This window comes from Paraciimarium castrense LEGE 11436, assembly GCF_056633055.1.
This window is the reverse complement of sequence record NZ_JBSJOW010000006.1, coordinates 71340-95043: the sequence shown is the minus strand read 5'-3', so window position 1 is coordinate 95043 and position 23704 is coordinate 71340. Positions and strand designations below refer to the sequence as shown.

The 23704-nt window shown below is 70.3% G+C and carries 24 protein-coding genes and 1 tRNA gene; 14 read left to right on the top strand and 11 right to left on the bottom strand.

The genetic code is table 11. From position 1 onward, the window contains the following. Positions 1-161: 161 nt before the first annotated feature. Positions 162-518, top strand: a complete 357-nt coding sequence (locus ACWJIO_RS10315) for a DUF565 domain-containing protein (protein WP_480313269.1) — start codon at positions 162-164, stop codon at positions 516-518. Between the two features lie 4 nt (positions 519-522). On the opposite strand, the gene ACWJIO_RS10310 is transcribed toward ACWJIO_RS10315, so the two are convergent. After that, on the bottom strand, positions 523-1545 hold the full coding sequence (locus tag ACWJIO_RS10310; RefSeq protein ID WP_480313268.1) for an aspartate carbamoyltransferase catalytic subunit: 1023 nt from the start codon (positions 1543-1545) through the stop codon (positions 523-525). Positions 1546-1571: 26 nt separating this feature from the next. Further along, positions 1572-2195 (bottom strand): DNA-3-methyladenine glycosylase, encoded by a 624-nt coding sequence (locus tag ACWJIO_RS10305; protein WP_480313267.1) that lies wholly within the window; start codon positions 2193-2195, stop codon positions 1572-1574. Here ACWJIO_RS10305 and ACWJIO_RS10300 point away from each other — a divergent pair. Continuing rightward, entirely contained in the window at positions 2194-2331 is a 138-nt protein-coding gene (locus ACWJIO_RS10300; protein WP_480313266.1) for a hypothetical protein, read from the top strand. The genes ACWJIO_RS10305 and ACWJIO_RS10300 overlap by 2 nt on opposite strands. A 26-nt stretch (positions 2332-2357) precedes the next feature. On the opposite strand, the gene ACWJIO_RS10295 is transcribed toward ACWJIO_RS10300, so the two are convergent. Beyond that, the gene (locus tag ACWJIO_RS10295) at positions 2358-2648 is read right to left on the bottom strand and encodes a DUF6679 family protein (protein ID WP_480313383.1); all 291 of its coding nucleotides are present in this window, start codon (positions 2646-2648) and stop codon (positions 2358-2360) included. A gap of 177 nt (positions 2649-2825) precedes the next feature. On the opposite strand from ACWJIO_RS10295, the gene ACWJIO_RS10290 reads away from it, so the two are divergent. Continuing rightward, complete coding sequence (locus tag ACWJIO_RS10290) at positions 2826-3575, top strand: creatininase family protein (RefSeq protein WP_480313382.1); 750 nt, start codon at positions 2826-2828, stop codon at positions 3573-3575. Between the two features lie 38 nt (positions 3576-3613). Next, positions 3614-3907, top strand: coding sequence for an Asp-tRNA(Asn)/Glu-tRNA(Gln) amidotransferase subunit GatC (gatC, locus tag ACWJIO_RS10285; protein ID WP_480313265.1), 294 nt, complete (start codon positions 3614-3616; stop codon positions 3905-3907). 951 nt (positions 3908-4858) lie between these two features. Here the strand turns inward: gatC and crtR are convergent. Both crtR and ACWJIO_RS10275 read right to left on the bottom strand, forming a co-directional pair. Continuing rightward, positions 4859-5881: a beta-carotene hydroxylase gene (gene crtR, locus ACWJIO_RS10280; RefSeq protein ID WP_480313264.1), complete on the bottom strand. Its 1023-nt coding sequence runs from the start codon at positions 5879-5881 to the stop codon at positions 4859-4861. 56 nt (positions 5882-5937) lie between these two features. Continuing rightward, positions 5938-6020, bottom strand: a tRNA-Leu gene (locus tag ACWJIO_RS10275). 131 nt (positions 6021-6151) lie between these two features. Here ACWJIO_RS10275 and ACWJIO_RS10270 point away from each other — a divergent pair. Next, a complete protein-coding gene (locus ACWJIO_RS10270; RefSeq protein ID WP_480313263.1) occupies positions 6152-7054 on the top strand; it encodes a Ycf66 family protein in 903 nt (300 codons plus the stop codon). Between the two features lie 90 nt (positions 7055-7144). After that, complete coding sequence (gene ileS, locus ACWJIO_RS10265) at positions 7145-10066, top strand: isoleucine--tRNA ligase (protein WP_480313381.1); 2922 nt, start codon at positions 7145-7147, stop codon at positions 10064-10066. 22 nt (positions 10067-10088) lie between these two features. On the opposite strand, the gene ACWJIO_RS10260 is transcribed toward ileS, so the two are convergent. Then, positions 10089-10382, bottom strand: a complete 294-nt coding sequence (locus ACWJIO_RS10260) for a DUF7734 family protein (protein ID WP_480313262.1) — start codon at positions 10380-10382, stop codon at positions 10089-10091. Continuing rightward, positions 10372-10989 carry a DUF3177 family protein gene (locus tag ACWJIO_RS10255; RefSeq protein ID WP_480313261.1) on the bottom strand — a complete coding sequence of 206 codons (618 nt, stop codon included), beginning with the start codon at positions 10987-10989 and terminating at the stop codon, positions 10372-10374. Before ACWJIO_RS10255 ends, ACWJIO_RS10260 begins: the two co-directional genes overlap by 11 nt. 58 nt (positions 10990-11047) lie before the next feature. Between ACWJIO_RS10255 and ACWJIO_RS10250 the strand changes: the two genes are divergently transcribed. The 4 genes from ACWJIO_RS10250 to ACWJIO_RS10235 are packed head-to-tail and all read left to right on the top strand — an operon-like array spanning position 11048 to position 15429. Next, a complete protein-coding gene (locus ACWJIO_RS10250; protein WP_480313260.1) occupies positions 11048-12352 on the top strand; it encodes an FIST signal transduction protein in 1305 nt (434 codons plus the stop codon). Between the two features lie 2 nt (positions 12353-12354). After that, positions 12355-13047, top strand: coding sequence for a tRNA (guanosine(46)-N7)-methyltransferase TrmB (gene trmB, locus ACWJIO_RS10245; RefSeq protein ID WP_480313380.1), 693 nt, complete (start codon positions 12355-12357; stop codon positions 13045-13047). A gap of 26 nt (positions 13048-13073) precedes the next feature. Next, complete coding sequence (locus tag ACWJIO_RS10240) at positions 13074-14393, top strand: IctB family putative bicarbonate transporter (protein ID WP_480313259.1); 1320 nt, start codon at positions 13074-13076, stop codon at positions 14391-14393. A 19-nt stretch (positions 14394-14412) separates the two neighbouring features. Continuing rightward, a complete protein-coding gene (locus ACWJIO_RS10235) occupies positions 14413-15429 on the top strand; it encodes a BadF/BadG/BcrA/BcrD ATPase family protein (RefSeq protein ID WP_480313258.1) in 1017 nt (338 codons plus the stop codon). 34 nt (positions 15430-15463) lie between these two features. Here ACWJIO_RS10235 and ACWJIO_RS10230 read toward each other — a convergent pair whose 3' ends face one another. Both ACWJIO_RS10230 and ACWJIO_RS10225 read right to left on the bottom strand, forming a co-directional pair. Then, complete coding sequence (locus ACWJIO_RS10230; RefSeq protein WP_480313257.1) at positions 15464-16138, bottom strand: pentapeptide repeat-containing protein; 675 nt, start codon at positions 16136-16138, stop codon at positions 15464-15466. Then, entirely contained in the window at positions 16138-16638 is a 501-nt protein-coding gene (locus ACWJIO_RS10225; protein WP_480313256.1) for an ArsR/SmtB family transcription factor, read from the bottom strand. The genes ACWJIO_RS10230 and ACWJIO_RS10225 overlap by 1 nt, the downstream gene beginning before the upstream one ends. 9 nt (positions 16639-16647) lie before the next feature. On the opposite strand from ACWJIO_RS10225, the gene acsF reads away from it, so the two are divergent. The 3 genes from acsF to hemN all read left to right on the top strand — a co-directional run bounded on the left by acsF (position 16648) and on the right by hemN (position 19882). Further along, a complete protein-coding gene (acsF, locus tag ACWJIO_RS10220) occupies positions 16648-17679 on the top strand; it encodes a magnesium-protoporphyrin IX monomethyl ester (oxidative) cyclase (protein ID WP_480313255.1) in 1032 nt (343 codons plus the stop codon). A gap of 110 nt (positions 17680-17789) precedes the next feature. Then, on the top strand, positions 17790-18494 hold the full coding sequence (locus ACWJIO_RS10215) for a biliverdin-producing heme oxygenase (RefSeq protein ID WP_480313254.1): 705 nt from the start codon (positions 17790-17792) through the stop codon (positions 18492-18494). Between the two features lie 29 nt (positions 18495-18523). Further along, positions 18524-19882, top strand: a complete 1359-nt coding sequence (gene hemN / locus ACWJIO_RS10210; RefSeq protein WP_480313253.1) for an oxygen-independent coproporphyrinogen III oxidase — start codon at positions 18524-18526, stop codon at positions 19880-19882. A gap of 33 nt (positions 19883-19915) precedes the next feature. Here the strand turns inward: hemN and glmM are convergent, their stop codons facing one another. Continuing rightward, positions 19916-21304: a phosphoglucosamine mutase gene (gene glmM, locus ACWJIO_RS10205; protein WP_480313252.1), complete on the bottom strand. Its 1389-nt coding sequence runs from the start codon at positions 21302-21304 to the stop codon at positions 19916-19918. Between the two features lie 56 nt (positions 21305-21360). Further along, entirely contained in the window at positions 21361-21615 is a 255-nt protein-coding gene (locus ACWJIO_RS10200; protein ID WP_480313251.1) for a hypothetical protein, read from the bottom strand. A gap of 14 nt (positions 21616-21629) precedes the next feature. Between ACWJIO_RS10200 and ACWJIO_RS10195 the strand changes: the two genes are divergently transcribed. Then, positions 21630-23699, top strand: a complete 2070-nt coding sequence (locus ACWJIO_RS10195) for a lytic transglycosylase domain-containing protein (protein ID WP_480313250.1) — start codon at positions 21630-21632, stop codon at positions 23697-23699. The last annotated feature ends 5 nt before the right edge of the window (positions 23700-23704 follow it).

Genomic DNA, 23704 nt, shown 5'->3' with positions numbered 1-23704 from the left:
GCCGCGGGCTTTTTTATTGGAATCCCCTATCAGTAGCGTCAAGGGGCTGTCAAGCCTCCAGAGATGGTGTAGACCATGGCAGGCAGGACCGGGCCGGGTGATGGGGATCGCCAGCTCAACCGTCCTGCCCACCTCTTGCCGCTGACTCCCCCGATCCGTCCGTGGCCAACCTTCAGCAGCAGCCCCGCTTCCAGCAGACCCGCTTCCAGCAGACCATCGCCCAGGCCAGCGGTCGGCTGCAGCGCTGGGCTACCAATCCGTGGCGGCGCCTCTCGCTGCAGCTGATCGTGCTGCTGATGAGCTTTTCGATCGGCGGCGTCGTGGCCTCGATCAGCGGTCAGCTCTCCCAGATCGATCCGATCGGTGCCGTGATCTGCGTGCTGGTGATCGAGCTGGCGATTCGCGCCCGGGGGCCCCTGCTGCGCCATGCCGAGCAACAGCTCGGCCTCAACCTGTTGGACATGGCCAGGTTTGGCCTGCTCTACGGCCTGCTGCTCGATGGATTCAAGCTGTTGTGAGGCCCTAGGCCGCCATGGCCTCGGTCGCCAGCAGATAGAGCAGGGCCATCCGCACCGGGATGCCGTTGCGCACCTGCTCCTCCACCACACACACGGCGGGGTCATCCAGCAGGGCTGAAGCCAGCTCCACGCCGCGGTTCACCGGACCGGGATGGAGCACGGGCACGGCACGGCCGCAGCGCCTGAGGCGCTCGTGGCTGAGGCCATAGGCGCGGTGGTAGGAGTCCAGGCTGGTCAGCAGGTGGCTGCGCATGCGCTCCTTCTGCAGGCGCAGGGTCATCACGGCGTCGGCACCGTCGAGGGCGGCATCGAGGTCACGCAGCACCGTCACGCCGCCCCGCTGTGGCACCGGATCGCTGGCCTGACCGGGAGGGGGAGCCGCCACGAAGGCCGCGAAGCACTCCGGCAACAGGGTGGCTGGGCCGCACAGCACCACCTCGGCTCCACAGGCGGTGAGGGCCCAGAGGTTGGAGCGGGCCACACGGGAATGGAGCACATCCCCCACGATCACGATGCGCCGGCCCCGCAGGCTCTCCGGCGTGGGGGCCAGGGGGTCGAAGTGGCGCGCCAGGGTGAAGAGGTCGAGCAGGGCCTGGCTGGGATGGCTGTGCAGGCCATCGCCGGCATTGAGCACCGCCACCCGCTCGCCGGCTTGATCCAGGTGCTCCGCCAGCACTTGCGGAATGCCGGCGCAGCGATGCCGCACCACGAGCACGTCGGCCCCCATGGCCACGTAGGTGCGGGCCGTGTCCAGCAGGCTCTCCCCCTTGGCCAGGGAGCTCGACGAGGGCGAGAAGCTCTGCACATCGGCGGAGAGGCGCCGGGCCGCCAGCTCAAAGCTGCTGCGGGTGCGGGTGCTCGGCTCAAAGAACAGGCTGGTCATCAGGCGCCCCTGCAGCGCCGGCAGCTTGCGGGCGCCGCTCACCGGCATGACCCGGAAGCGCTGCGCCAGCTCCAGCACCATGGCCAGATCGGCCAGCGAAAAGGTCGCCAGATCAATCACATGGCGATGACCCCAGCTGCCCAATCCAAGGAGGCGCAAACACTCTCAACCTAGAGGCCTGCCCCCGGACGGACCAGGCGATCGCCGCGGGCGCGGCGGCTGACGCAGGCGCTGGCGCGCAGGTACCAGCGCCAGGGCAGCTCCTGGGCCTGGCTGATGCCGATGCGCGTGGTCTGGGTGAGCTGGGGATCCATCCCGGCCGGCAGCCGACGCGGTGCCAGCCAGAGGCCGGAGGCCGGCAGCGCCGGCAGGCCGTCGTGGCGGCGGTCGATGCCGAACCGCCTGGCCAGCAGCCCCGGACCGGCCGCCACCCGCGCCGGCTCATCGGGGAGTTGCACCGCCCGCAGCAGCACGCCGCTGGCCTCATCGCGGCAGCCGGTCACCAGATTCACGCAGTGGTGGATGCCGTAGGTGAGATACACGTAAAAACGGCCGGGCTCGCCGAACAGGGTTTCGTTCTGGGGGGAGCGGCGGCGGGCCCCATGGCAGGCCGGCTCCTGCTGGGCGTAGGCCTCCGTTTCCACGATCAGGCCGCGCAGGTGCTCGCCGGTCTCGAGCCGGCGGACCAGCCAGCAGCCCACCAGCTGCGGGGCCACTTGCTCGGCAGGCCTGCCAAAGAAGGCGGCAGAGAGCACACTGGTGGCACCATCAGGGCTTTCCTGCCGCTTCGCCATGGACTCCTCCGGTTTCACTCTGGGCACCGTGCTGCTGCTCACCAGCGGCCTGTTCTGCCTCTCCACCCTGTTCTTCGGCACCAAGGGCGGCTACTACGACACCGACGCCTATGACGGCAACGGCACCGCCCACTGATCAGCTGCTCTGATCAGCTGCTCAGATCAGCTGCTGAGCCGTTCAGCCTCCGGGCAGTCTTCAGCGGTGGGAAGGTCGTCCATGCCGCTGCGACTCACGTACGAAAGGCGTGTGCTCACGGCTCCGATCGAGTCCAGCCGCACGCTTTCTTCCCAGCTGTGGGTCTCGTCGTCCTCCTCGGCGTCGTAGTGGAGGGTCACCAGATCGCCTTCGATCTCAGTGATCAGGGCCTCCTCGATCCAGCGCTGTTGATCGCGCAGAAACACCCAGACGGGCCGTTTTTCAGCACAGAACTGATAGAGCTTGCGGTGCAGCATGGGCACGGCGACGCAGCGCACCGGGACTCTAGGCAGGGCATGCCGTCATCCCGCTGTTCACCATGACCCCGCCAGGATGAACGCAGCTCAGCCTTGCCCGTGACCTCTCCAGCCACTGCCACCCCCGACACTGCCACCCCCGCCGCCGCCGACAGCGGCACCGCCAGCGTTGAGGCCATCCGCCTGCAATTGCGCAGCTGGCCTGAGGTGGAGGCCTATCTGGAGCGCTGCAGGGGCGTGATCGTGCCGCTGGGCTCCACCGAGCAGCACGGCCCCACCGGCGCCATCGGCACCGATGCCCTCACGGCTGAAGCCGTCGCGCTGGAAGTGGGCCGTCGCAGCGGCGTGCTGGTGACGCCGGCCCAGGCCTTCGGCATGGCTGAACACCACCTGGGTTTCGCCGGCACGGTGAGCCTCCAGCCCAGCACCCTGATCGCTGTGCTGCACGACATCGTGCTCTCCCTGGCTGGCCATGGCTTCGAGCGGATCTTCGTGGTCAATGGCCACGGCGGCAACATCGCCACCGGCAAGGCGGCCTTTGCCCAGGCCTACGCCACGGCGGCCAGTCGGGGATTGCCCGGGGCGGAGCGGCTGCGTTGCCGCATGGCCAACTGGTTCATGGCGGCGCCGGTGTTCCAGAAGGCGCGGGAGCTGTACGGCGATCGGGAGGGCCACCACGCCACCCCGAGTGAGATCGCCCTGACACTCCACCTCGAGCCCAGCCTGCAGAGCAAGCAGCGGCCCCTGCCGGAGGCGGCCCCCGCCGGGCCGATCCACGGTCCTGCTGACTTCCGCCGCCGCCACCCCGATGGCCGCATGGGCTCCGACCCATTCCTGGCTCAGCCAGAGCATGGCCAGCACTTCCTCGATCTGGCGGCCACCGCCCTCAGTGCCGATCTGGAGCGCTTCCTGGCGTCCGACAGCTAGTTTCAGCACTCAGCACCCCTGCCGGAGCGGATCGCCGCATGAGCCAGATCACCACGGATGACGTGCGCAAGGTGGCCCAGCTGGCCAGGCTCGCCCTGCCGGAGAACAAGATCACCACGTACACCGCCCAGCTCGAGCGCATCCTCGAGTACGTGGCCCACCTGGAAAGCGTCGACACCGAAGGGGTTCCTGCCACCACCCGGGCCGTGGAAGTGGTGAATGTCACCCGAGACGATGCCGTGTCGCCCACACCTGTGCGGGAGCAACTGCTGGATCTGGCGCCTCAGCGGGAGGGCGATTTCTTCCGGGTGCCCCAGATCCTGGCGGGCTGATCGATAGGGTAAGCGACCCTTGGAACCATGATCAGCGCCATCCCGGCTGAGGAGCTCGCTATTGCCACGGACTTTGTCGTGGCCCACCGGGCAGCCTTCCCTCCTGAGAAGCTGATCGAGGCCTATCACCGCCATGGGCTCGCGCTGGTGCGGGAACCAGACTCCCTCGAGCTCGTGGCCATGATCCGGGCCGCTCTTGAGGCTCAGATTCCCTATTCCGTGGTGAGAATCGGCGATGGGGAAGCCAATCTGCTCACCTACCTGCGCTATCCAGGCACTCCCCAGCTTGATCGCCTGATGGCCAGAGCCATCATCAAGAGCCAGGCTGATCGCTTCAACGCCAATGATCTCTGGCTCCTCTGCCTCAGGGAGTTGATGCAGCTCTCCATCGCCAGCGCAGATGTTGTGGGTGTGCGCGGTTTCTGGTGGGGCCGCTCTTCCCAAGCGGAGCCGCGAAGCCCGGGCCAGCTCGGGCGTGATGCCGTTGAACAGCAGATCAACGCCGATCCCCGTGGCACGATGGGCATCTGCAGGGCCGCCGATGCGATGCTGCAGCTGGCGGCCAGCTCTGGCCTTAAGGGGAAGACCATCGCCTCTGCCCACCTCTATCTCGGCATCCTGGAGGGGCTGGACACGTTGATCTCAGCTGCCCAGCGAGTGCTGTTGATCACCAATCGCGTTGAGCTGCTGCAACCGCTGCAGCAGCGCTGGCCCAAGAAACAGTTCGAAGTGATCGAAGCGGGACGTTCCGCATCAACACGAGCGGGCACGAGGCCCCTCAAGAGCCCGAAATTCCTTCGCAACGTCCACAGCCAATTACCCCAGGATCTTGGCGGCACACTCTGCCTTGTCGGTGCCGGACCATGGTCTGAGATGTACTGCACGTTCATCAAACAGAACGGCGGGGTGGGCATCGACCTGGGTAGCGGTTTCGACCTGATCGAGCCTGGGTCAACGCACAGGGGATACAGCCGTGCGGTGCAGCACCTCAAGCACACGCCGCCGGGCATGGCGCGTGGGCATCAGGGCCGCCAGGGGGCGCAGCTTGCTGCGGCGCTTACTGTGGCTGCGCACACCCAGCAGGATGTCATAGAGGAAGTTGAGGCCGTCAGAGCGGGTCTCAAACAATCCCAGGCGCTGGGGCGATCCCTTGGCATCCAGAATATGCTTGGTGGCGTGGTAAGCAGGCTTGTATTCAAACCAGGGGATAGAGGGCCAGAGGTGATGAATCAGATGATAGTTCTGGCCCATGATCAGCCAGTTCATCAGCCTGCCTGGGTACACCCGAGCGTTGTGCCAACGGTTGCGTGATTGGAACGGCCTGTGGGGCAGATAGTCAAAGAACAGGCCCAGGGTGACACCCACCATCAGCGCCGGTGCGAACCAGCAGTTGAAGATGAAGGGCAAGAATCCATATTTGGCACCTGCCAGCACGATGGAAAAAAAGATGGCCCGAGCGATTCCCCACTCCAGCAACTCATAGCGTCGCCAAAGGCGGCGGCGAAAGAAGAACAACTCGTGGTAGAAAAAGCGCGGCGCAATCAGCCACAGCGGCCCGAAGGTGCTGACGATGTGATCCGGATCATGCTTCGGGTCATTCACATGGGCGTGGTGCTGGAGATGCACCCGGGTGAACACCGGGAAGCTGAAGCCCAGCAGCAGGGCCGCCCCATGGCCCATCACGGCATTCCAGAAGCGGCTGGGGTGGGCCGCGTTGTGGCAGGCGTCGTGAATCACGGTGCCCTCCAGGTGCAGGGCCAGAAAGCCCGTGATCAAGAGCACCCCAAGCGGCCACTGCCCCACGAACCAGCCCCAGATCGTCAGCCCCGCCAGGCCAAAACCGCCCAGAAAGAGTCCCACAGTGGGATTCCAGGCGGCCGGAGCATCGAGATACTGCCGGGGAACGGAGCTGGACGGTGACCGACCGAGCGTGCCCACAGCCAGGTGGCGCTCTGCGGCGGGAGCCTGGGTCATGGGCTGGGACGGGCCGCGAAGCAATTCAGATGGCCTGCAACTTAAGAAATGGTTGATGCCCACCGGGGGACTTGAACCCCCACGACCAAGGCCACTGGAACCTAAACCCAGCGCGTCTACCAAATTCCGCCAGGTGGGCAGGTGGCGGAACTGTAAGCAAGCCTGCAGTGCCAGGCCTTCAGCCAGGCCGCCCCAGGCACTGGCACCGGGCCCCGGCCATCAGCCCCTGGCCCGCAGTCGGCTCAGAATGGGGACCCTTGCCCCGACGCCATGCTCGCGACCCTGGGGGGAGCCCTGGCCCTGATGCTCGGGCTCACCGTGCTGCTGCTGCCGGTGCTGGCCACGGAGCTCAGCCGCCCCCGGGACTCCCTCTGGGGCGGCGTGGTGTTGCTGCTGGGCCTGGTGCTGGTCACCAGTGCCGAACGGCTCAGGGGAGCGCCGATGCTGGCCGTGCTCTGCGGTGGACTGCTGGTGGGTCGGCTGGGCCTGGAGGTGGGACAGTCCCGCTGGCGCCAGCTGACGCCTGGGGAGCAGCAGCGCCTGTGGTCCTCCGAGCGCTGGCAGAAGAGCCTGGCGGAACTGGGCGCCAGCCTGGCCCGGCTGCTGGAGCTGGCCGGAGGCCTGGGAGCTGGCCTGCTGGGCTGGATGCGCCAGAGGACACAGCCTCGCCAGACAACCAAGCGCTGGGTGCGCCTTGAGCCCTCCGGGGCCGCAGCAACGGTCGAGGCCGCTGGGGAAGCAGTGACGAAAGAAGTGCTGCCGGAGTCGGAACTCCCGGAGTCGGAGCTCCCGGAGTCGGAGGCGGCGCAGAGGGATGAGGAGGCCGAGGCCCAGGAAACAACGACGGCACAGGTACCGGAGACGGTGGAGGCAAGCGAGCCTGTGTCTGACGGCGCACCGGAGGTGCTTCAGGGCGCTGAAACTTCGGCGCCGGCCGATCGCGCCGAGGCCCCCACTGGAGCCGAACCAGCCGGGGCTGAACCCGCCCCTGCCACCGAGGCAGCAGATCCCCCGGCTGCCGTGGTGGTGGTGGACTCCCTCGAGGGCGTCGAGGCCTTGCTGCAGGAGCTGGAAGGCCCCCCGGACGCGGCCCCAGCCGAATCCCCAGAAGCCCCTCAGACCAGCCCGCGCCCCCCCGCAGACCCTCCGCTCCCTCCAGGCGAAACGGGATAATCCCTCTTTGTTGCCCGAGGCGCCGTGACCGCCAGCTCCGCGCCCGCCTCCTACAAAGACACCCTCAACCTGCTGCAGACGGCGTTTGCGATGCGGGCCAATGCCAAGCAGCGCGAGCCGCAGATCCAGGCGTTCTGGGCCGAAACCCAGCTCTACGAGCGCCTCAGCCGCAGCAACCCCGGCGAGACCTTCACCCTGCACGATGGCCCCCCCTACGCCAACGGGGCCCTGCATGTGGGCCACGCCCTCAACAAGATCCTCAAGGACATCATCAACAAGACAGCCCTGCTGCAGGGCCGTCGGGCGCGCTTCATCCCCGGCTGGGACTGCCATGGCCTGCCGATCGAGCTGAAGGTGCTGCAGGCGCTCAGCAGCACCGAGCGAGCCGCCCTGACGCCGCTGAGCCTGCGCGAGAAGGCCCATGCCTATGCCCTCGAGCAGGTGGAGGGCCAGAAGCGCGGCTTCCAGCGCTGGGGCATCTGGGCCGACTGGCAGCAGCCCTACCTCACCCTGCAGAAGAGCTATGAGGCGGCCCAGATCCGGGTGTTCGGCCAGATGGTGCTGGCCGGCCACATCTACCGGGGTCTGAAGCCGGTGCACTGGAGCCCCAGCTCCCGCACCGCCCTGGCCGAAGCCGAACTCGACTACCCCGAGGGCCACACCTCCCCGAGCGCCTACGTGGCCTTCCCGGTGGTGGCGCTGCCGCCCGCCCTGGCGGCGGACCTGAGCGGGGCGGGGCTGGCCGCCGAGACCGCCACCGCCCCCGGCGGCCTGGCGGTGGCGATCTGGACCACCACCCCCTGGACCCTGCCGGCCAACCTGGCGGTGTCCGTGAATGGCCGGCTGGACTACACGGTGTGCACGGTGAGCCGGCCGCCCGGGGAGGCGAGCGGGCCTGCTCCTGGGGCCAGCCACCTGGTGGTGGCCAGCGCCCTGCGGGAGCAGCTGGAGGCCAGCCTCGGCCTGGGCCTGACGCCCCTGCTGCAGCTCAAGGGTGCCGAGCTGGAGGGGGTGCACTACCGCCATCCCCTGCTGGAGCGCACCAGCCCGGTGCTGCTCGGCGGCGACTACATCACGACCGAGGCCGGCACCGGCCTGGTGCACACGGCCCCGGGCCATGGCGTGGACGACTTCAACACCGGCCGCAAGTACGGCCTGCCGGTGCTCTGTCCGGTGGATGAGGCCGGCACCCTCACGGCCGAGGCGGGGCCGTTCGCGGGCACCAACGTGCTCAAGGACGCCAACCCCGCCATCCTGGCGGCCCTGGAGCAGAGCGGCCTGCTGCTCAAGCAGGAGCGCTACGCGCACCGCTACCCCTACGACTGGCGCACCAAGAAACCCACCATCTTCCGGGCCACAGAACAGTGGTTCGCCTCCGTGGAGGGCTTCCGCAGCCAGGCCCTCGAGGCGATCGCCGCGGTGGAGTGGCTGCCCGCCAGCGGCCGCAACCGGATCGAGGCGATGGTGGGCGAGCGGGGCGACTGGTGCATCTCGCGCCAGCGCACCTGGGGGGTGCCGATTCCGGTGTTCTTCCACCGCCAGCGGGGCGACGTGCTGCTCAACGCCGACACCCTCGCGCACATCGAGGCCCTGATCGCCGAACACGGCGCCGACGTGTGGTGGCAGCGCAGTGAAGCCGAGCTGCTGCCGCCCGCCTACGCCGCCGAAGCGGCCGAGTGGCGCAAGGGCACCGACACCATGGACGTGTGGTTCGATTCCGGCTCCTCCTGGGCCGGGGTGCTGGGCGGCCTGGACGGCAGCCAGGCCAGGGCCCCGGAGCTCACCTATCCCGCTGACCTCTACCTGGAAGGCAGCGACCAGCACCGGGGCTGGTTCCAGAGCAGCCTGCTCACCTCCGTGGCGGTGAACGGCACGGCCCCCTACCGACGAGTGCTCACCCACGGCTTCGCCCTCGATGAGAAGGGCCGCAAGATGAGCAAATCCCTGGGCAACGTGGTGGATCCCACCGTGCTGGTGGAGGGCGGCAGGAATGAAAAGCAGGAGCCGGCCTATGGCGCCGATGTGCTGCGCCTGTGGGTGAGCTCGGTGGACTACTCCGCCGACGTGCCCCTGGGCCCCGGCATCGTCAAGCAACTGGCCGACGTGTACCGCAAAGTGCGCAACACGGCCCGCTATCTGCTGGGCAACCTGCACGATTTCGACCCGCGGCCCGCCACTGCCGGGGGCGACGCGGTGGCCTACGACGCGCTGCCCCTGCTGGATCGCTGGATGCTGCAGCGCACGGCCTCACTGATCGATGCGGTGACAGCCGATTTCGAGCGCTTCGAGTTCTATCGCTTCTTCCAGGCCCTGCAGAACTTCTGCGTGGTGGATCTCTCGAACGTGTACCTCGACATCGCCAAGGACCGGCTCTACGTGAGCGCGGCGGGGGCGTTCCGGCGCCGCAGTTGCCAGACGGTGCTGAGCCTGGTGGTGGAGCGGCTGGCCGGCCTGATCGCCCCGGTGCTGTGCCACATGGCTGAAGACATCTGGCAGAACCTGCCCTATGCCGTGGCGGAGACCTCGGTGTTCGAGCGGGGCTGGCCCACGGCGCCGGCCGGCTGGCGCCAGCCGGCCCTGGAGGAGCCCATGGACCAGATCCTGGCCCTGCGTGCCCTGGTCAACCGCCAGCTGGAGAACTGCCGCAAACAGGGCGGCAAGGGGCCCGAATCCCAGGGAGGCGCCGACGCCCTGGGGGCTTCCCTGGAGGCCCGGGTGCACCTGGAGCTCGGCAGCGAGGCCGAGCCGCTGCACCAGGCCCTCGCCTGGCTCGAGGCCAGCCCCTGCCCCGAGGTGGACAACCTGGCCGACTGGCTGCTGGTGTCCTCCCTGCAGCTCGGCGGCAGCCCCTTCGACACCGTTCTGGCCGCGGCCCAGGAGCAGGGCATCAGCGTGGGGATCGCCCGCGCCGAAGGCCAGAAGTGCGAGCGCTGCTGGCACTACACCCAGGACATCGGCCAGCACAGCGCCCACCCCAGCCTCTGCGGCCGCTGTGTGACCGCCCTGAGCTGAGCGGGCCCAGGGCCGGCGCGTCTCAGAGCCAGGCCTGGGGCTCCAGAAAGGCGCTGGCGGGCAGCGGCCCGGCCAGCACCACTTCTGAACCTGGGGTCAGGGGACCCTGGAGCAGTTCTGCCGACTCCAGGCTGGCGGTGGCCGGCAGCACGGGCTGGTCGGGATCGAAGGCCGTGGGGTGGGTGGTGCTGCAGGAGAACCCCCGGAAGATCAGCAGCTCCAGCGGGTCGGCCTCCAGGCTGCCCCGCAGGCGCAGCACCCGATCCGGCCGGCCGCGGCTGAGCTCTTCCAGGCGGGGCAGCAACTCAGAAGTCACCGGCCACCCTCCCCTGGCGCGGCAGGCGCACCAGCAGCCACTGCAGCAGGCCCACGGCGTAGCCCACCAGGGCCAGATAGCCCACGAAGGCCGCCACCGCAGGTGTCCACTGCCCCCCGAACACGAAGCCAAACACGGCGGCCCCATGGCGATGCAGCTCCTGGGGGGCCTGCAGCCAGGCCAGGCAGCGGGCGTCTCCCAGCCGCTCGGGGGCCATGCAGCCCAGGGCCGTGGCACTGAACAGGGCACTGAGCGGCGCCCAGAAGGTGATCGACCAGCGCCAGATGCGCAGGGTCAGCGGCAGCGGCCGCCAGGGGGGCAGGTCGGCGAGCTCCTCATTCAGATCCACCCACAGCCAGAGGCTCACCACCAGCAGCAAAGGGCCGATCAGAGCCAGCAGCAGCCCGGCGGGGCGGCGGTCGGTGAGCAGCAGCACCGCGATCAGCAGCAGGCTCGAAACCTTCCAATAGATCCCCAGCAGCCGCAGCAGCGCCCGCTCCCGCCGCAGGGTGGCCCAGAGCAGCAGCACCAGCGGCAGTCCCACGGTGAACAGCACCGCCAAGCGGACGTCCAGCCACACCAGGGATCGGTACAGCGAATCCGGCACAGGCATGGTTCGGTAAGGCGCCATTATCCGCATGTGCTGCTGGCGATAGGGTCCGCCCATGGCTGCGTTCTCACTGCCCCGTTGGTTGATCCCGCGTCAGGGGCCCGGCCCCAACGCCCCGTGGTGCCGCACAGCCCTGTCCAGAGAAGCCTCCCTGGACGGCAGTCTTCAGGAGATCAGCCAGCAGCTGCGGGGGGCGGGCGCCGCCGATCTCGCCCTGGTGTTCGTGTCCGCGAGTTACGCCAGCGATCTGCCCCGGCTGCTGCCCCTGCTGCAGCAGCGCATCAAGGCGAGCCACTGGCTTGGCTGCCTGGGCGGCGGGGTGGTGGGCACCCCGGCGCAAGGACTCAGCTGCGAGCTGGAGCAGGAGCCCGGCATCAGCGTGATGCTGCTGCGGCTGCCGGGGGCAAGCCTGCAGCCCTTCGCGATCCAGGGCGACGCCCTGCCTGACCTGGACGGGCCGGCCGAACCCTGGCTGGCCCTGCTTGGGGATCCCGATCCCCGCACGGCCCACTCGATGCTGCTGCTGATCGACCCGGCCTTCCCCAGCGTCAACGACCTGATCAGTGGCCTCGACTACGCCTGTCCAGCAGCCGTGAAAGTGGGGGGCATCGCCGGCCAGCACAGCGCCCGCCACGGCTCGCTGCTGCTGGGCGATGAGGTGCTCAGCGGGGTGGTGGGCTGCCTGATCAAGGGCGCCTGGGGGCTCGATCCAGTGGTGGCCCAGGGCTGCCGGCCGATCGGACCGATCTTCGAGGTGGAGCAGGCCGAGCGCAACGTGGTGCTGGAAGTGAGCCAGAACAGCCGCCGCAACAGCCCGGTGGCCGCTCTGCAGGACATCCTCATCGGCCTCTCAGCGCAGGAGCGGGACCTGGTGAAGCACTCCCTCTTCCTCGGTGTGGGCCGTAACAGCTTCAGCCTCGAGAGCGGCGAGAACAAGGAGCCGACGGCCTTCCTGGTGCGCAATCTGATCGGGGTCGATCCCCGCAACGGCGCCGTGGCGGTGGCGGAGCGGATGCGGGTGGGCCAGCAGGTGCAGTTCCAGCTGCGGGATGCCACCGCCTCACGCCAGGAACTGCGCCAGTTGCTGGCACTGCAGCAAGGCCGCCCGGCCCAGCCGCTGGCCACCCTGCTGTTCGCCTGCCTGGGCCGGGGCCAGGGGCTCTACGGCGAGGCCGATGGCGATGTGACGCTGTGCCGCGAGGCCTTCGGCAGCCTGCCGGTGGCCGGGGCCTTCTGCAACGGCGAGATCGGCCCGATCGCCGGCAGCACCCAGCTGCATGGCTACACGGCCAGCTGGGGTTTCGTGGTGCCCCGTGCTGACTTCGACCTGCCCCCTGCCGGCGGGCAGAAACGCGGCTGATGGTGCGCCAGCACGTCAACCCCCTCAGCAGCTACCACCAGGCTCTCCGCCCGCTGCCGCCGCCCGAGGAGCTGTTCGAGCAGTCCACGCTGCCGATCCATCTCGACATCGGCTGTGGCCGGGGCCGCTTTCTGCTGGCCATGGCCGAGGCCGAACCCCAGCGCAACTACCTGGGCCTGGAGATCCGCCTGCCCCTGGTGGAGGCCGCCGAGGCCGAGCGCAAGGCCCGCCAGCTGGGCCAGGCCCGGATCCTCTACGCCAATGTCAACGTGAGCCTGGCGCCCTGGCTCGCCCGGCTGGAGCCGGGGCAGTTGGAGCGCGTCTCGATCCAGTTTCCCGATCCCTGGTTCAAGCACCGGCACCACAAGCGACGGGTGCTGCAACCCGCCCTGCTCCACGCCCTGGCCAGCGCCCTGCTGCCAGGCCGCGAGCTGTTCATCCAGAGCGATGTGGAGCAGGTGGTGCTGCCGATGGTGGCGCTGATCGAGGCGAGCGGCTGCTTCACGCGTCCCGCTGCCGACCCCTGGCCCTGGCGCCCCACCAACCCGCTGCCGGTGCCCACCGAGCGGGAGAGTTTCGTGCTGGCCCGGGGCCTGCCGATCTACCGGGTGCTCTACCGGCGCAATGACCAGCCCGTGCCGCCGCTGGCGGAGCTGGAGCCGGGTCCGATGGCCGCCAGCGCCCCCCGCCCATAATCCCGCCAGACACCTCGATCGCCGCCGTGGCTGAATCCATCCGGCCTGCGTCTCCCCCGTTGCTGCTGCGCTGGCAGGGGCTGCTGGGGCAGGGCGGTGGCCCGCTGGCCAAGCGCCTGCTGCCGATCGCCGGCCTCACCCTCTGCGCCCTGCTGGCCGGACTCCCCTTCCTCACAAGGGCGGGGATGTCGCTGCTGATCCTGGCCTGTGGCCTGCTGTGGCTGCTGCTGGCCCTGCGCCGGCCGCCAGGGGGGATCGGCGCCCTGCAGGGCTGGATCCTGGCCATCCTGGCGGTGGCCCTGCTGGCCACAGGGTTCTCGCCGGTGCCGGTGGAGGCCACCAAGGGACTGCTCAAGCTGGTGAGCTACCTGGGCGTCTACGCCCTGATGCAGGAGCTGCTGGTGCAGGCGCCCGCCTGGTGGGACCGCCTGGTGGCAGCCCTGCTGGGCGGCCAGCTGCTGACCTCGGTGATCGGGCTGCGCCAGCTCTACGCCGACACCAGCGCCCTGGCCGGCTGGGCCGATCCCAACTCGGTGAGTGACGGCACGGTGCGCATCTACAGCACCCTGGGCAACCCCAACCTGCTGGGCGGCTACCTGCTGCCGATCCTGCCCCTGGCCGTGGCGGCCCTGCTGCGCTGGCAGGGCTGGCCCTCCAGGCTGTTCGCCCTCAGCGCCCTGGCCCTGGGCACGGCAGCCCTGATGCTCACCTACAGCCGCGGCGCCTGGATGGCTCTGGTGGCGCAGGCGGCGGTGGTGCTGCTGTTGTTGGCCCTGGGGCTCACCCGCAGCTGGCCGCTGCTTTGGCGGCGGCTGGTTCCGCTGCTGCTGCTGTTGCTGGCCTCGGCCGTGCTGGTGGTGCTGGTGACCCAGGTGGAGCCTCTGCGGGTGCGGGTGATGAGCCTGGTGGCGGGTCGCGAGGACAGCTCCAACAATTTCCGCATCAATGTGTGGCTGGCGGTCCTGGACATGATCCAGGCCCGTCCGTGGCTGGGCATCGGCCCGGGCAACGAGGCCTTCAACCGCATCTACCCGCTGTTCCAGCAGCCCAAGTTCAACGCCCTGAGCGCCTACTCGATCCCCCTGGAACTGGCCGTGGAGGCGGGCATTCCGGGGCTGCTGGTGGGGGTGGGCCTGGTGCTCACGAGCGTGCGGGAGGGGCTGCGCAGCTGGGGCGCTGGCGGCAGTGACGCCCTGCCCGCCCTGGCGGCCCTGGCCGTGATCGCAGGCCTGACGGTGCAGGGACTCACCGACACGATCTTCTTCCGGCCGGAGGTGCAGCTCAGCGCCTGGTTCAGCGTGGCCACCCTGGCTGCCGCCAGCCAGCGGCGCCGCCTGCAGGGCTGAAGCGATGGCACAGCCGGCGATGCCCCCCCCAGCCCTGATCGCCGGCTTCGATGCCGGCCAGACCCACACCACCTGCCGGCTGGCCCAGTGCAACCCCGGCGGCAGCTGGTCCTGCCTCGCCCAGGGCGAGGGCCCCGGCGTTCGCCACCTCGCTGCCCCGGGCGGCCCCGAGGCCTTCTGCCAGGCCCTGCGCACCAGCCTGGCCCTGGCCCTGGCGGCCTCCGGCCTCAGCGACGGGGCCCCAGTGCCCGCTGGAGCGCGCCAGCAGCACCTGCCGGGCCACCATCCCCTGCTGGCGGCGGTGGGCATCGGAGCCAGCGGCATCGAAGTGGGCAGCGCCATCCAGGCCGAGGGAACCCGGCTGGCCGCCGAGGCCCTGCAGCTGCCCCACGGTCGCCTGCTGGTGACCGGCGATGAGCGCGCCGCCCTGCGCGGCGCCATGGGGACCGCCCCGGAGGGGCTGGTGCTGATCAGCGGCACCGGCACGATCGCCGTGGGCCGCAACCGTGAGGGCCGGGAGCACCGCTGTGCCGGCTGGGGCTGGCTGCTGGATGGGATGGGCTCGGCCATGGACATCGGCCGCGATGGGCTGGGTGTGTCCCTGGAGATGGCCGATGGCCGCCGGCCCGGCAGCGATCTGAGGCGGCGGCTGTGGGACGAGCTGGGCCTTGATCCGGATCAGCCCCACAGTCCCCAGGCCATCAAGGCCCTGGTGGTGACACCGGAATTCGGCCCGGCGGGGTTCGCGCGGCTGGCCCCGGTGGTGGTGGCCTGCGCCGAAGACGGCGATGCCGCCGCCCGGGCCATCGTGCGTCGCCATGCCGGGGCCCTGGCGGCGATGGCGGCTACCATCGCCCGCGAGCTGAACCTGGAGCAGCCCAGGATCTGGCCCATGGGTGGAGCCCTGGAGCACCTCAGAGGCCTGCGCCGGCAGCTGGAGCTGGCCCTGGAAAGCCAACTGCCCCAGGCCAGTCTCGCCACGCCCGCTGGCGACGCCTGCGCCGGAGCCCTGGCCCTCGCGGCTGAACAGCTCTGAGCGCGACGGCGCACGTCCAGCAGCCGGCAGCGGCCTAGGCCGTGAGATGGCGCGGCAGCAGGGCACCATCGAGCTGGGCGCCCTCCAGCTGGGCCCCCGCCAGGTCTGTGTCCCGCAGGTCACAGCCGCGCAGGTCGGCCTGGCGCAGGTCAGCGCCGGCCAGGCTGGCGCCATAGAGGCTGCAGCCCCGCAGGTTGGCGGCATGCAGGTTGGCCCCCTGCAGCAGTCCAAAGCAGAGGTCGGCGCTGCGGAAATCGGCCTGGCCCAGGTCGGTGAGCTGGTCGAGACCGGAGCGGAAATCGGCCTCCACCAGCCGGGCCTGGGCCCAGCAGCTGCCGGCGGCCACCACCCCGCGCAGGCAGCAGCGGTGCAGCTGGGCCGCCGAGAAGTCGGCGGCCTGGAGACGGGAGCCGGAGAGGTCGGCCTCCTGCCAGAAGGAATGGGCGGCCTTGAGGCCAGAGAGGTCGGCGCCCCAGATCAGGGCCCGCTGGAAGCGGCAGCCCTCCACGCTCGCCTGGCTGAGGCTGGCGCGGCCGAAGCGGGCCTCCTTGAAGCAGCCGCCGCGCAGGTCGCAGCCGGAGAGGTCGAGGTCGTGGGCATCCAGCTCAGCCAGCTGCAGTCCGCCGAGCTCGCGCACGCCGGCCTCCAGGGCCGCGCGCAGCTCGTCGAGCGTGCTGGGCAAGGGCCCGGCGCCGGGGCTCGGAGCCATCAGAGGATCGCGGCCAGGGCGTCGAGCTGCTGGCGCCGGGACTGCAGCAGCAGGCGCTGGGCCTCGGCCATCAGCTGGAACACGGCCGCATCGATCACGGCGTAATACACCAGGGCGCCCTCGGGGCGGCGTTGCACCACGCCGGCGATGGTGAGCAGCTTCAGGTGCTTCGACACCAGCGCCTGGCTGAGGCCGGTGGCCTCCACCACGGCGGTGACGTTGAGCGGGCCGGCCCGCAAGGCCTCGAGCACCGCCAGGCGGTTGGGCTCGGAAAACACTTTGAAGTAGTCGGCCAGGTGGTCCATCGGCGGGAGTGCGGGGCAGGTGTGCGGGGTGGGTGTGAGAGGCGGGCGGCGCAGGGCGAGCGTGTTGGAGCAGGAGCCAAGGGCTGAATTGTAACGCCATTCAGCGTCATGCAGATGACGCAGCATCACGATGACGTTATAAGTTGAGGCGGGTGTGCGGGCCTTGCCTGGCCGCGCCTCCTCCTCCCTGCTCATGTCTCGGCCATGACCACAGCCCCCGCCACGGCGGCAGCCGGCTCCGCTCCGCACCTGCGCGAAGACCTGCTGACGCCGCGCTTCTACACCACGGAGATCGGCAAGGCCGCCCGCACCGACCTGGACCCTCAGCGGGCGTCGTTCGAGGCGATGCTCCAGGAGATGGAAACGGACTACAACCGCGACCACTTCGATCGTCGGGCTGGCCTGGGCCGGCTCTCCAGCCTCAGCGAGACCGAACAAACGGCCTACGAGAGCTATCTGGTGCGCTCCTGCGTGTCGGAGTTCTCCGGCTTCCTGCTGTTCAAGGAGCTCTCTCGCCAGCTGCAGCGGGCCCAGCGCCCGGAGCTCAGCCGCCTGTTCAGCCTGATGGCCCGCGATGAGGCCCGCCACGCCGGCTTTCTCAACCGGGCCCTGGTGGCGGAGGGGATCGAGATCGACCTGCCGGCCATGGGCGGCAAGCGCCCGATCACCTGGTTCCCCCTCAACTGGGTGCTCTATTCGGTGTACCTCTCCGAGAAGATCGGCTATTGGCGTTACATCCTGATCGATCGGCACCTCAAGCTCCATCCGCAGAATTCGTTCGCGCCGCTGTTTGATTTCTTCGAGCCCTGGTGTCAGGACGAAAACCGCCATGGCGACATCTTCAACATGCTGATCCGCTGCTGGCCCGGGCTCAACAGCGGCTGGCACGGGCGCCTGCTGAGCCGCTTCTTCCTCTGGAGCGTGTTTCTCACCCACAGCCTCACCGTGTGTGAGCGCGGCGACTTCTACCAGCTGCTGGGCCTCGATCCCAACCAGTTCGACGCCGAGGTGATGCGGCAGACCAACCGCACCGCCCGCCGGGCCTTTCCGGTGGTGTTTGATCTGGAGGAGAGCGCGTTCCTGGCCCTGCGTGATCGCCTGGTGACCACCTTTCGGGAGCTGCGCCAGGCCAGGAACAGGCCTCTGCGCCGCCTGGTGCTGCAGGGACGCTTCGCCACGCTGCTGCTGCGCCAGTTCTGCCAGCCGATGGTGGCTGCAGGTTCGGCCCCGGCGTGAGGCCGCACGGCCAATCCCCCGGCACGTGACGCAACACAACAGGCACCCCTGCCATTGTTGCGCCAGGGCTTTACAACGCTATCGTTATGTCGTTGATTGCCGGTTTCACCATGTCCACCACCCATCCCGCCTCCATTTCCGACCACGCCAGCGCTGAGGACGCCCGGCGGCGGCGGCAGCTCGGCCCCCGGGTCCGCAAGCTGCATGCCCGCATCGGCCAGGCCCACCACCGCGCCGAGGGGATGCACTTCTCGCGGGCCCTGCTGGCCGGGGAAGCCCATCCCCTGCAGCTGGCCGCCCTGCTGCGGGCCCTGGCTCCCGCCTACGCCCTGCTGGAGCAGAACGCGCCGGCCCTCGCCGCAGCCCTGGGGGCCACCGAGCTGCCCTGGCCGGACCTGGCCCGCTCCACCGCCCTGGCCCACGACCTGGCCCTGCTGAACCACCTGCCGGCCACCCCCCCCTCAGCGGCGGCCGCCATCTGGCTGGAGCAGTTGCGCTCGCTGGCAGCCCAGGCTCCCCACCGGCTGATGGCCCACGTCTATGTGCGCTACGGCGGCGACCTCTCCGGCGGCCAGCAACTGGCCGAGCAGGCCAGGGCGATCCTCAGGCGCCATGGGCTCAGCGATGTGAGTTTCTGGGCCTTTGGGCGCGACATCCCCTCCCTCAAGCAGGCCCTGCACGACGGCATCGAAGCCCTGACGCTGACCCCGCAGCAGGAGGAGGAGCTGCTGGAGGAGGCGGAGCTGGCCTTCCACGCCACCCAGCGGCTGCTGGCGGAGCTGGGCGACCTGGCGCCCACTCCCCTGCCCGCCTGAGCCCCATCCACCCCCCACCCCTTGCCCCGATGCCACCCGTCGCCTCCCCGCTCAGCCCGGTTGAGCTGCTGCTCAAGTACGACCAGCCCGTGCCGCGCTACACGAGCTACCCCACGGCAGCAGCCTTCAGCGGCGCCGTCGGGGAGGGCGAGCTCAAGGCCCAGCTGGCCCAGCCCAGCGCGGCACCGCTGTCGCTGTATGTGCACGTGCCCTTCTGCCGCCATGCCTGCTGGTACTGCGGCTGCAACCGGGTCACCACCCAGCTGGGCTCCAGGGTGGTGGAGCCCTACCTGGCCTCCCTGGCCCGGGAGCTGGAGCTGATCAGCGCCGTGCTGCCCCAGCGGCGGCGGCTGGCCCAGCTGCACTGGGGGGGCGGCACCCCCAACTACCTCAACTGCCAGGAAACGGCCCAGCTGTGGGCCCTGATCGAGCGGCACTTCGATCTGGAGCCGGAGCTGGAGGCCTCCATCGAGGTGAACCCAGAATTCCTCAGCCGCGATGCCGTGCTGCAGCTGCGGCAGCTGGGCTTCAACCGCCTCAGCTTCGGCATCCAGGATGCCGACCCCCGCGTGCAGCAGGCCGTGAACCGGGTGGTGCCGGTGGAGCAGCTGCGCCGGGTGATGGGCTGGCTGCGGGAGGCCGCCTTCGCCAGCGTGAATGTGGATCTGATCTGTGGCCTGCCGCTGCAGACCCCCGAGCGCTTCCGCCACACCCTGAACCTCGTGCAGGAGCTGCATCCGGATCGCATCTCGCTGTTCTCCTTCGCCTATCTGCCCCAGCAGCTGCCGCTGCAGCGCAGGATTGCCGCGGCCGATCTGCCCACGGCCCGCGATCGGATCACCATGCTCGAAGACGCCCAGCAGCAGCTCGGCGGCAGCGGCTACGAGGCGATCGGCATGGACCACTACGCCCTGGCCGGCGACAGCCTGGCCCGGGCTGCGCGGCAGGGCCGCCTGCATCGCAACTTCCAGGGCTACACCACCGGCGGCGAGCTGGAGCTGCTGGGGGTGGGACCCACGGCCATCAGCCAGTTCCCCCATCTGTTCTCCCAGAACCTGCGCGATCTCAAGCAGTGGGCGGCGGCCCTGGAGCAGGGCCGGCTGCCGGTGGAGCGGGGTCTGGAGGTGCGGGAGCCGGAGGTGCTGGAGCGGCGCGAGCTGATCCGCCAGGTGATGTGCTGCTTCGCGGTGGAGATGGATCTGCAGCGCTTCGGCGCCGAATGGCAGCGGCTGCAGGCCCTGGAGCGGGATGGTCTGGTGCAGCTGCAGCAGAGCGGCGGCCGCGGCCAGGCGCAGGTGACGACCCAGGGCCGCTGGTTGATCCGCAGCATCGCCGCCGTGTTCGATCCGCAGCAAAGCCGCCGGGCCAGCGGCTCACGGCTGCTCTGAGCGGGCCATCCAGCCGGCTGGTGGCAGCGGGGGCTAGGCCGGGTTGAGGTGCTGGGCGGCGAGGCCCGCCAGCCGCTCGGCCCAATGGGCCACCGCGGCCGGCTCGGAGGCCTCCACCATCACCCTGAGCAGGGGCTCAGTGCCACTGGCGCGCACCAGCACCCGGCCCTGGCCGGCCATGGCACTCTCGGCCTGCTCCACGGCCTGGCGCAGCGGTTCGCACAGCTGCCACTGCTGGCGGCGGCGGCGATCCGGCACGGTCACGTTGACCAGCCGCTGGGGATAGGGCTGAAAACTGGCGTCCAGCCAGTCGGCCAGGCTGCGGCCCTCGCCGTGCAGCAGGGTCGCCACCTGCAGGGCGGTGAGCAGGCCGTCGCCGCTCATGCCGTGGCGGGCCGAGAGGATGTGACCCGACTGCTCACCGCCCAGCCCTGCCCCGAGCTCCTCCATCGCCCGGTGCACGTGCTGATCGCCCACGGGGGTGCGCTCCAGCACGCCGCCCTTGGCCTGCCATGCCCTCTCGAAGCCCAGGTTGGACATCACCGTGGCGACGATCCGCTGCTGCGGCAGCAGGCCGTTGCCCAGCAGGGCCGAGCCCCACAGGTAGAGAACCTGATCACCATCCACGGTGCGGCCGCGGCCGTCAACGGCAAGCATGCGGTCGGCGTCGCCATCGAAGCCGAAGCCCATGGAGGCGCCCTGGGCCAGCACCGCCTGGCGCAGCGGCTCGAGCTGGGTGCTGCCGCAGTTCACGTTGATCCTGGAGCCATCGGGCTCGCCGTGCAGCACGGTGACCTCGGCGCCCAGGGCCCGAAACACGTCCTCGCCACAGGCGGTGGCCGAGCCATGGCAGAGATCGAGCACGATCCGGCAGCCATCCAGCCGGCGGCCCTCGACGCTGTCGAGCAGGCTCTGGCGGTAGTCGGCCATCAGGTCGGCCCGCTGCACGACGGTGCCGCTGCCGCTGAAGCCCACCAGCGGGGCCGCGCCGGCCAGCCCCGCCTCGATGGCGCTCTGCTGGGCAGGGCCGATCTTGGCGCCCGAGGCCCCGAACAACTTGATGCCGTTGTCGTGGGGAGGGTTATGGCTGGCGGACACCATCACCCCGCCGGCGGCACCGGCCCGGCGGATCACACCGGGCACCGCCGGCGTGGGACAGAGGCCGAGCTGCCACACCCTGCGACCGGCGGCGGTGAGGCCAGCGGTGAGGGCCGCCGTGAGCATCGGCCCGCTCTGGCGGCTGTCCATGCCGATCACCACCGGCCCTTCAGGGGGAAGCACCTGGCCGGCCCAGTAGCCCAGCTGCAGGGCCAGGGCCGGTGTCACCAGGGTGCCGACATGGCCCCGGATGCCGTCCGTGCCGAATCCGGGCACCGCGTCGCCAAGGGGTTGGCCCAGCGGATGGGGAGCCGTGTCGGCCATCGCAACGCATCGGTTCGCCGCAGGCTACGTGCAGCCCAGGGGGAGGCCGAAGCCTCTCAGCGCCAGCGCCGCGGCCACCAGATCCACCGCTGCAGCTCGAGCACGGCCCAGAGCAGCAGCAGCCCCACCACCCAGCCAGGCAGCAGGCTGAGGGGCCAGAAAGGCCGCAGCAGCAGTACCCCCCCAGCCAGGGCCCACACCCGCAGGCTGCGCAGCCGCTGCCCCGCCCCCGGCAGGGTCGAGAGCAGGGGGGGCAGGGAAGGCAACCGCACCGGAGCGCAAGCATCACAGCTCTCCAGAATGGCCTGCATTCGCCGCCGCGCTCTTGCGATCCCTCGCTCTGCTGCTCTCGCTCACCTGTCTGGGCAGCGGCGTAGCCCTGGTGCTCGGCCGCCAGCTGTTGCAGCAGCGGGCCTGGCCCAATCCCCTCACCCCCGTGGCAGCCCTGGAGGCCCAGCGGCGGTTCGAGCCCGACCCGGTCCGGCGTCGCCAGGCGGCGCTGCTGCTGGTGGCCGCCGAGGAAGAGCGGCAGGAGGCTGAAGGCGGCAGTCGGGTCGGCCGGACCGCCTCCGGCTCGGCTGGGGATGGCCAGGCCGGCGACCCGCAACGGATCGCCAAGCTGCTGCGCAACCAGGGCTGGGGCGCCGATCCCCTCGCGGCGGTGGTGCTCAAACGGGCCGCCCAGAGCACCAACCGCACGGGCAACGAGGCCGCCAGTACCCGTCTGTGGCAGCAGCTGCTGGCGCGCTTTCCCCTCCATCCGGCCAGTGCCGATGCCCTCTACACGCTGGGCCGTGACCAGCCAGCCCTGCGCCAGCGCCTGCTCAGCCACTTCCCGGCCCACCCGGCTGCCCTGGCCGCCGCCCTGGAGTCCGGCCCGGCCGGCGCCATCCACCTGGCCCGCTGGGGAGCCCGCTGGCCCGGCGCCGACCCGGTGATCGCCGCGGCCTGCGACCCGCAGATGGAGGGCCAGTCCACACAGGCCAGCCTCAGTGAGCAGGAGCGCGATCTGCTGGCGCGAAGCCTGGTGAGCCTGGGCAGCCTGGAGGCCGCCGAGCGCTGTCTGGACGGCAGCCCGGGCAGCCCCGCCACCCAGCTCGAGAGGGGGCGTCTGCTGATCCGCAGCCCTGACAGCCGCGAGGAGGGCGAAGCCCTGCTGCTGGCGCTGGCGCAGCAGCACCCCGCCAGCCCCGCCGCCCGCCAGGCCGCGACGTTGCTGGCGGAGGGCACCACCAGCTCCAGCCTGGAGCGTCTCGGGGAGCTGCCCGCTCACCTGCAGGAGAGCGCTGCCGTGCAGGCGCGACGTGCCCTGGTGGTGGGCCAGACCTCTTCGGCCGTGGCGGTGCTGCAGCGCTGGCCGCAGGATCCGGCGAGCTGGGAGCTGCAGTGGCGGCTGGCGAGGGAACGCCTGCTCAGGGAAGACTGGCGGGGGGCGGCGGTGCTGCTGGGCACAAGCGCGCTCGATCCGGCGGTACTGCCTGCCCCCGTGGACGCCCGGCGTCGGTTCTGGCTGGCCCTGAGCCAATGGCAGCAGGGGCAGCGTCCCGAGGCCAGGGCGGGCTGGGCGGCGTTGCTGGCCCGCCATCCCGGCGGCTACTACGGCTGGCGTGCCTCCCTGCGTCTCGGCCGCGGCGACATCGATCTCGACCCCGCCACGGCACCACCCCTGCTCAGACCGACATGGCGGCCCCTGAGCAGCGGTCAGGACGATCTCGACCAGCTCTGGCGCCTGGGCCAACCGCTGGAGGCCTGGGAGCAATGGCGCGACGATCGGGCCGAGCGGAGTCTGGAGGGGACGCAGCGCCTGTTGCTCGAAGGGCGCCTGCGCCGTGGTGTTGGCGACCACTGGACCGGCCTGAGCCAGCTGGAGCAGGCGAGCCTGCAGCTGCGCGCCGACCAGTGCCCCACGGTCAAACAGGTGGCCCAGAGCCTGGCGGAGCCTGCTTTCAGCGCCGAGCTGAACCGGGCGGGGCGCCAGGCCGGGGTGGCCCCGACCCTGCTGGCGGCGGTGGCCCGGCAGGAGTCGCGCTTCAGCACGGCAGTGCGCTCAGCGGCCGGGGCCGTGGGCCTGCTGCAGCTGCTGCCCGAAACCGCCGCCGAGCTGGCTGCTGGCCCCCTCGCCCCAGGGGCCCTGGAAGACCCCCAGCGCAACGCCGATCTCGGGGCCCGCTACCTCAGCGGGCTGATGACCCGCTGGGGGAAGAATCCACTGCTGGTCACGGCCAGCTACAACGCCGGACCCAACGCCGTGGCGGACTGGCAGAGCCCCTGGCTGGAGACCATTCCGGAGCTGTGGGTGGAGGCGATTCCCTTCCCCGAAACCAGGATCTACGTGAAGAAGGTGCTGGGGAATCTCTGGGATGTCCAGGGCCAGGGGGTACCAGTCTGTCCCTGAATGGG

Coding starts and splice junctions, on each gene's coding strand:
- ACWJIO_RS10300 (WP_480313266.1), top strand. CDS start 2,194: ATGGACTCCTCCGGTTTCACTCTGGGCACCGTGCTGCTGCTCACCAGC.
- ACWJIO_RS10305 (WP_480313267.1), bottom strand. CDS start 2,195: ATGGCGAAGCGGCAGGAAAGCCCTGATGGTGCCACCAGTGTGCTCTCT.
- ACWJIO_RS10295 (WP_480313383.1), bottom strand. CDS start 2,648: ATGCTGCACCGCAAGCTCTATCAGTTCTGTGCTGAAAAACGGCCCGTC.
- gatC (WP_480313265.1), top strand. CDS start 3,614: ATGAGCCAGATCACCACGGATGACGTGCGCAAGGTGGCCCAGCTGGCC.
- crtR (WP_480313264.1), bottom strand. CDS start 5,881: ATGACCCAGGCTCCCGCCGCAGAGCGCCACCTGGCTGTGGGCACGCTC.
- ACWJIO_RS10270 (WP_480313263.1), top strand. CDS start 6,152: ATGCTCGCGACCCTGGGGGGAGCCCTGGCCCTGATGCTCGGGCTCACC.
- ileS (WP_480313381.1), top strand. CDS start 7,145: ATGCGGGCCAATGCCAAGCAGCGCGAGCCGCAGATCCAGGCGTTCTGG.
- ACWJIO_RS10250 (WP_480313260.1), top strand. CDS start 11,048: ATGGCTGCGTTCTCACTGCCCCGTTGGTTGATCCCGCGTCAGGGGCCC.
- ACWJIO_RS10235 (WP_480313258.1), top strand. CDS start 14,413: ATGCCCCCCCCAGCCCTGATCGCCGGCTTCGATGCCGGCCAGACCCAC.
- ACWJIO_RS10230 (WP_480313257.1), bottom strand. CDS start 16,138: ATGGCTCCGAGCCCCGGCGCCGGGCCCTTGCCCAGCACGCTCGACGAG.
- ACWJIO_RS10225 (WP_480313256.1), bottom strand. CDS start 16,638: ATGAGCAGGGAGGAGGAGGCGCGGCCAGGCAAGGCCCGCACACCCGCC.
- acsF (WP_480313255.1), top strand. CDS start 16,648: ATGACCACAGCCCCCGCCACGGCGGCAGCCGGCTCCGCTCCGCACCTG.
- ACWJIO_RS10215 (WP_480313254.1), top strand. CDS start 17,790: ATGTCCACCACCCATCCCGCCTCCATTTCCGACCACGCCAGCGCTGAG.
- hemN (WP_480313253.1), top strand. CDS start 18,524: ATGCCACCCGTCGCCTCCCCGCTCAGCCCGGTTGAGCTGCTGCTCAAG.
- glmM (WP_480313252.1), bottom strand. CDS start 21,304: ATGGCCGACACGGCTCCCCATCCGCTGGGCCAACCCCTTGGCGACGCG.
- ACWJIO_RS10200 (WP_480313251.1), bottom strand. CDS start 21,615: ATGCAGGCCATTCTGGAGAGCTGTGATGCTTGCGCTCCGGTGCGGTTG.